The organism is Zavarzinia sp., assembly GCF_041650655.1.
Taxonomy (GTDB): domain Bacteria; phylum Pseudomonadota; class Alphaproteobacteria; order Zavarziniales; family Zavarziniaceae; genus Zavarzinia.
Map to the genome: position 1 here is coordinate 61629 of NZ_JBAZKR010000007.1, position 6218 is coordinate 67846.

The 6218-nt window shown below is 67.1% G+C and carries 7 protein-coding genes; 3 read left to right on the forward strand and 4 right to left on the reverse strand.

Annotated features, from left to right (window positions below; all coding sequences use genetic code 11):
* Window positions 1–3: 3 nt before the first annotated feature.
* Window positions 4–1107, reverse strand: coding sequence for an agmatine deiminase (aguA, locus tag WC493_RS02850; RefSeq protein ID WP_373062310.1), 1104 nt, complete (start codon window positions 1105–1107; stop codon window positions 4–6).
* Window positions 1108–1181: 74 nt separating this feature from the next.
* Between aguA and WC493_RS02855 the strand changes: the two genes are divergently transcribed.
* The 3 genes from WC493_RS02855 to WC493_RS02865 all read left to right on the forward strand — a co-directional run bounded on the left by WC493_RS02855 (window position 1182) and on the right by WC493_RS02865 (window position 2731).
* The gene (locus WC493_RS02855; RefSeq protein ID WP_373062312.1) at window positions 1182–1391 is read left to right on the forward strand and encodes an excalibur calcium-binding domain-containing protein; all 210 of its coding nucleotides are present in this window, start codon (window positions 1182–1184) and stop codon (window positions 1389–1391) included.
* Window positions 1392–1425: 34 nt separating this feature from the next.
* Complete coding sequence (gene aguB / locus WC493_RS02860) at window positions 1426–2322, forward strand: N-carbamoylputrescine amidase (RefSeq protein WP_373062314.1); 897 nt, start codon at window positions 1426–1428, stop codon at window positions 2320–2322.
* Between the two features lie 70 nt (window positions 2323–2392).
* Entirely contained in the window at window positions 2393–2731 is a 339-nt protein-coding gene (locus tag WC493_RS02865) for a hypothetical protein (RefSeq protein WP_373062316.1), read from the forward strand.
* Between the two features lie 47 nt (window positions 2732–2778).
* On the opposite strand, the gene WC493_RS02870 is transcribed toward WC493_RS02865, so the two are convergent.
* The 3 genes from WC493_RS02870 to WC493_RS02880 all read right to left on the reverse strand — a co-directional run.
* On the reverse strand, window positions 2779–3831 hold the full coding sequence (locus WC493_RS02870) for a hypothetical protein (RefSeq protein WP_373062318.1): 1053 nt from the start codon (window positions 3829–3831) through the stop codon (window positions 2779–2781).
* 21 nt (window positions 3832–3852) lie between these two features.
* Window positions 3853–5814: a motility associated factor glycosyltransferase family protein gene (locus WC493_RS02875; RefSeq protein WP_373062320.1), complete on the reverse strand. Its 1962-nt coding sequence runs from the start codon at window positions 5812–5814 to the stop codon at window positions 3853–3855.
* The coding region (locus WC493_RS02880; RefSeq protein ID WP_373062322.1) for a hypothetical protein at window positions 5811–6218 on the reverse strand (408 nt) is incomplete at its 5' end. The genes WC493_RS02880 and WC493_RS02875, both read right to left, overlap by 4 nt.

The window sequence follows — 6218 nt, forward strand, 5'->3', positions numbered from 1 at the left end:
GTCTCAGGCGGGGCGGCCGGCCGGCTGTTGCTGGGTGATGCAGTGGATATTGCCGCCGCCGAGCAGAATTTCCCGCCCCGGCACCGCGATCACGCGGCGGTCCGGAAACAGGCGGGTCAGGATTTCCTGGGCCGTGCCGTCGGTCGCGGGGTCCAGGAGGGGCATCACCACGGTGCCGTTGCCGATGTAGAAATTGGCGTAGGAGCCGGCCAGGCGAAGCCCGATGTCGCGCTCCTGCTCGCCGTCGTCGTCGAGCCCGCCGAAATCGATCCCCGCCCCCTCGTCGGGCGTGCGGAACAGCGGCCCGGGCAGCGGCAGCTTCACCACTTCGAAGGTGCGGCCGCGGGCGTCGCGCGCCTTTTCCAGGCGCTCCAACGCATCCTTGGAGATCGCATATTGCGGATCTTCGGTGTCGTCGGTCCAGGTCAAGGCGATCACGCCGGGCTTCACGAAGCAGGCGAGATTGTCGATATGGCCGTCGGTCTCGTCGAGATGGAGGCCCGGGCCGAGCCAGATCACGGTCTCGACGTTGAGGTAATCCTTCAGGTGGCGCTCGATCTCGGACCGCGACAGGTCGGGATTGCGGTTCGGGTTGAGCAGGCATTCCTCGGTGGTCAGCACCGTGCCCTGGCCGTCGACATGGATCGAGCCGCCTTCCAGGATCAGGGGTGCCCGGTAGCGCGGCACGCGCTCGATCTCCAGGATCTTGGCGGCGACCAGCTCGTCCTGGTCGCAGGGGGCATAGAGCCCGCCCCAGGCATTGAAGCCCCAGTCGACCCCGCGGAGCCGCCCGGCGCCGTCGGTCACGAAACTGGGCCCCGTATCCCGGCACCAGGAATCGTCGGTCGTCACCTCGACCACGCGGATATGCGCAGGCAGCCGGCGGCGGGCGTTGACGAACTGCCGGGCGGAGGCGAGCACGCTGACCGGCTCGCCCTCGGCGATCGCGGCGGCGACCGCGGCGAAGGCTTCCTGCGCCGGCTTGGCCCCGTTCCGCCAATTGTCGCAGCGTTCCGGCCAGATCATCCAGCAGCCCTGGTGCGGCTCGAATTCGCCCGGCATGCGGAAGCCATCTGCACGCGGGGTGGATTGCAAAGTCGGCGCCATCACATTCTCCTCGGGGCGCCCATCCTGCCGCCAACCGCCCTTGGCGGGCAAGCAGTGTCGGCTACAATCGGGCCATGCGCGTGGTCGTCCTCTGCCTTCTGCTCGCCGCTCCGGCCCAGGCCGCGGCCGGCAAGCCCTATTGCGGCGAGAAGCATTTCTGCCGCGAGATGAAGGACTGCACCGAAGCCTATTTCTATTTCGAGCGCTGCCATCAGACCGACCTGGACCGCGACGGCGACGGCGTGCCCTGCGACCAGCTCTGCGGCTTCAAAACGCAACATTGATCGGGCAGACTTCCCCCCGAGCGAAGGGGAGAGCGTGATGCGGAACGTGACGGTGGCGGCGACCCAGATGGCCTGTGACTGGGATCTGGCAGGCAATATCGCCCGGGCCGAGGCCCTGGTGCGCAAGGCGGCGGGCGAAGGCGCCCAGATCGTGCTGATCCAGGAACTCTTCGAGACGCCCTATTTCTGCCAGGACCAGATCCACGATTTCTTCGATCTCGCGGCCCCCCTCGAGGACAATCCGCTGGTCGCCCATTTCGCCCGCCTCGCGGCGGAGCTCGAGGTCGTGCTGCCGGTCTCCTATTTCGAGCGGGCGGGGCAGAGTTTCTTCAATTCGGTCGCCATCGTCGATGCCGACGGCGCCGTGCTCGGCAACTACCGGAAGAGCCATATTCCGGATGGTCCGGGCTATACCGAGAAATTCTATTTCTCGCCCGGCGACACCGGCTTTCAGGTCTGGGACAGCCGCTATGCCCGGATCGGCGTCGGCATCTGCTGGGACCAGTGGTTTCCCGAGGCGGCGCGGGCCATGGCGCTGATGGGCGCCGAAATCCTGTTCTATCCGACCGCGATCGGTTCGGAGCCGCATGACCCGACGCTCGATTCCGCGGCCCATTGGCAACGTGTCATGCAGGGTCATGCCGGTGCCAATCTGATGCCCCTGGTCGCCTCGAACCGGATCGGGACCGAAGCGGGCAAGCGCGGCACCGCGATCACTTTCTACGGTTCCTCCTTCATCGCCGATCCGACCGGGGCCAAGGTGGCCGAGGCCGACCGGGCGAGCGAGACGGTGCTGACCGCGACCTTCGACCTCGACGCCACGGCACGTCAGCGCCGCTCCTGGGGCGTGTTCCGCGACCGCCGGCCGGAGCTCTACGACACACTCCTGTCGCTCGACGGGGAAAATCCGCACGCCGCCGCCGGCTACTGAAAGTGGTGCGTTCACCGATCCTTTACGAAACAGGCGACAGGATCGCGGGGACAACAGGAGGCCCAGCCCCATGAGCGAATCGGCAGACGAAAAACTGACCCCCGTCGAGGAGTCGGCTTTCCCCTTCCTGCAGCAGGCGGTGGTGCTGGATCAGGCGCGGGCAGCCCTGACCGCGGTGACCGAGGCGCTGGCGCATAATGCCGAGCTGTGGCTCAGCCTCGCCAACGAGGTGACGGCGCGTGGCATGGAACTGCCGCTCGAGACGGTCGATTTCGTCAACCGTACCACTACCTTCGCGGCCAAGGCGGCGACGCTGTTCCAGCGCAATATCGAGGAAGAGGTCCTCGACAAGCTGATCGCGCTGAACCTCAACATGTCGGAAGCGATCCTGAGCAAGGACAGGGCCTGACCGGCCTTCCTGGCCACGGGCCAAGCGGCGGGACGTCCTCCTCGGCCTCAGGTCGAGGAGTAGGAAGTCCCCATGATGTCGAAGACACTCTGGCTGGTTATTTGGTCTTCGCCGATCACGGCGCCGATCACCTCGCGCTGCGCCTGGGCGGCGAAGGCGATATTGCTCTCCAGCAGTGAATAGCGGGTGTTGATCGCCTTGAGGGCGGCGGCCTGGGCGTCGGATTCCTGCGTATTCAGGGTCTGCGCCTGGTCCCCCAGGGTATCGAGCTGGCCCTGCAGCGTGGCGATGCCGACTTCGGCCTGGAGATTGGTGTTGCCGAGCGTGCCGACCGCCTTGGCGACGATCTTCATGGCGGCATTGATATCGGACAGCGCCCGGGTCTGGCCGTCGCCGGTCAGCCCGCCATAGAGGAAGGACGAGCCGAGCGGCAGCCCGCCGGTCTGCAGGTCGGCGGACCAGGTGCTGGTGCCGTCGGTGAAGGTCACCGAATTGTCGGTCCGCGACACCAGCGAGAGCTGGGACAGCGCCACCTTCTGGCCGTTACCCACCGTCAGCGTCTGGGTATAGAAGTCCGGCGTCATCCGGGCCCCGGTGTTCTGGTCGGTCAGCAGGTAGGAGGTGCCGAGCGATTGCAGGGCGACCAGCATGTCGGCGGTGCCGGCGTTCAGGGAAAAGGTCTTCGAGCCGGTCTGGCCGGAGCCCGAATTGCCGATCAGGTTGCTGTCATCGGTGGCCCGGCTGCCGACCAGGATGTTGATCTGGGTGATCGCCGAATCGAAGGCCGCGGTATTGCCGGCCTTGGCCGCGGCCGAGGCATTGTTCAAATGGTCGAGGACCTTGATCGCGCTCTCATGGGCCGATTTCAGCGACGAGACCGCGTCCGAGGCGGCGTCGCGGTTGGTCGAAAGACGGTCGATCTCTGCCTGCAGGGCGGGCAGTTTGGACTGGGTCGTATAGGTATATTGGACCTTGGCCAGTTCCTTGGCCTTGCGCGTCTCAAGCCCGGCCTTGATCAGCGTGTAGACCTGGTCCAGCGAATCGGACACGGCCTGCTTCTGCTGAGCCGCAGTGCCGCCGAGATAGACCGCCGAAACCATCGTCCTGTCCTCGATCCTCTGTCAGCCGCCGGTGGCGCCCAGGGCGCGCGCGACGGTCGACGTCTCGCCGTCGATCCGTTTCAGGAGTTCCGCTGTGCCCTCGCGCATGAAGACGACCGAGGCGCGGTATTCCTCCAGGAAGAATGTCACCATTTTGGCACGTTTTTCCGGATCCGTCACGCGGTGGATGAAATACATGCCGATCTTCGGCATGGAGCGCAGCGAGCCTTCGGCGATGTGCTGGAGGTTGCCGTAGCGCGTGCCGGCCTCGTTCAGGAAGCGGACCAAGCGGTGCCAGAAGGCGACCAGGTCGTCGCCCTCGGCGATCGCGGCGTCGATCACGGCAAGCAGGTCTTCGTAGAAGGCGTCGGCCTTACCGGCCAGGGGGCCGCCGCCCCAGCGGGCGAGGAATTCGCCGGCCCGATAGGGCGCGGTGATCCGCTCGAGGTCGCGGGTGAGGCGCGCGAAATCGGCTGCCACCGGCAGACGGCGGATGCTCGAGGCGACCTTGGGCTTGGTATGGGCGATGCGCGCGCCGTCGGCCGTGTTCAAAACGTTGAGATTGAGGTGGCCGGTGGCGTCCGCCAGCATCCGGTTGCACAGGGCGAGGACCCAGTCGCATTGCGCCGTGCCGCCGAAATTGCCCGGCATCACCTGGTTGTACTGGGTCTTGCGGTCGTGCGCGCGGTGCTTTTCCTGAAGATTGTAGATCGTGTCCTTGGCGTGTTTCGACTGGCCCTGCTTCGAGCCGCAGTCGGTGCCGAAGAGCACGAAGTCGACGAAGCCCATGGCGGCGCCGAGGCGCAGCGCCGTGTTCACGCAGGTCGGCGCGGCGCCCAGGATCTCGTGGCGCGGCGGCGCCAGGACGCGGGTCGAGACGACGGCATCGCGGAAGAAGAAGCAGACCTCGTCGAACAGCGCGGCGACATCGGGATGGACCGTGAAGGAGGCGATCAGCGTGATCCCCGAGAAATCGAATTCCCGGGCCAGTTCGCTCAGGACTTCGAGGGTCGGCTCGCCGTTTTCGAGTTCGCAGTGGAAGCGCGGGCGGATGCCGTTGCGCAGACAGGCGCGCAGGCTGGTGCCGCCGGAAAAGACCACGCCTTCCGCCGAAAGACGCTTCAGGTCGGGCAGCGTGCGGTCGAAGGACGGGCCGGAGCCGACGATCAGTGCGGTTTCCGACCGGACCGGCTTCGGCTTGGCGTCGATCACGCGGAAATCGTAGCGCTGCATGTTGGCCGTGGCATTGGTCAACATCTTCAGCTCGTCTTCGTAGAAACCCTTCGAGATGAAGAGATGCTCGATCACCATGGGCAGGCGATCGCGCACTTCGGTCAGCACCCAGGACGGGTAATGAGCGAAGACGAAGGCGCCGTCGATGAAGGGCTCGCCCACCCGGGCGGCCAATGCGCTGACCGCCTGGACGATCAGGTCCGGTTGGTCGGCCAGGGTGAATTGCACGGTGATGCCGCGCTGCTCCGCGATCTCGAACAGCCGGGCCCAGTCGACCACGGCCGCGGCATGGACCAGGAATTCCGGGACCGGCTCGCAGATCAGCACCGAGCGGGCCTTGGTGGTCTCGACCAGCGGGATCAGGTGATGGCCGAGGCCGACGCCGAGCACGACCAGGAAGCTGCCCTCGTAATCCGGCTTGTTCGACATCGTCTCGATGCCGTTGGCCTTGAGGCCGGCCATCATGCTGTCGCGCATGCGGGCCGAGATCGGGCTGCCCAGGTTGGTGGCGCCGAGATCCGCCGTGAAGAACTGCAGCGGCTTGACGGCGAATTTCTCGAGCTGATCTTCCGTCGTGGCGACGCCGTCGCCGCCGTAGAGCGTGCCGCCGCCGAGGTCGATGTCGATCGCCCGGCCGGCGGCGTCGCGCACCAGCCGGCTCACCGTTTCGCCCTGGGGCAAGTGGGCGCCGACCGCGGGGAAACGGGCCGCCAGTGCGGCCAGGGACGAGGCTTGGTCGAATCCGCTCATGCCGTCGCCTCCGCCAGGACGGCGCGGGCGAAGGCCGCGGGCCGGAAGGCCGGGGCGCTGGCCGCCGCCTCGCTCACGCGGGCCGCAGCCGCGCGGCGCGCCGCGGCATTGCCGATCAGGGAGACGGCGAGGGCGACGAATTCGTCGACGTTCTCCGCGACATGGGCGCCGAGGCCGATGCCGACGAGGGCGTCGGCCGCCAAGCGCCGGTGCGCCGCCGTGCCGCGCAGGGCGACGGCCGGCGTGCCCACCTGGGTCGCCGTCACGACGTCATGGGCATCCAAGGCGACGAAGGGGGCGAGCAGCAGGTCGAGGTCGGCGGCGAAGGCGATGCTGGTCCCGGCGACGATCTCGATGCGGTCGGCGATGCCGAGGGCGCTGCACCGCTCGACCAGCTGGTCCAC

Excerpts from the sequence above, each read along its gene's own strand:
- WC493_RS02870 (WP_373062318.1), bottom strand. The coding sequence starts at position 3,831 with ATGGTTTCGGCGGTCTATCTCGGCGGCACTGCGGCTCAGCAGAAGCAG.
- WC493_RS02875 (WP_373062320.1), bottom strand. The coding sequence starts at position 5,814 with ATGAGCGGATTCGACCAAGCCTCGTCCCTGGCCGCACTGGCGGCCCGT.
- WC493_RS02865 (WP_373062316.1), top strand. The coding sequence starts at position 2,393 with ATGAGCGAATCGGCAGACGAAAAACTGACCCCCGTCGAGGAGTCGGCT.
- aguA (WP_373062310.1), bottom strand. The coding sequence starts at position 1,107 with ATGGCGCCGACTTTGCAATCCACCCCGCGTGCAGATGGCTTCCGCATG.
- WC493_RS02855 (WP_373062312.1), top strand. The coding sequence starts at position 1,182 with ATGCGCGTGGTCGTCCTCTGCCTTCTGCTCGCCGCTCCGGCCCAGGCC.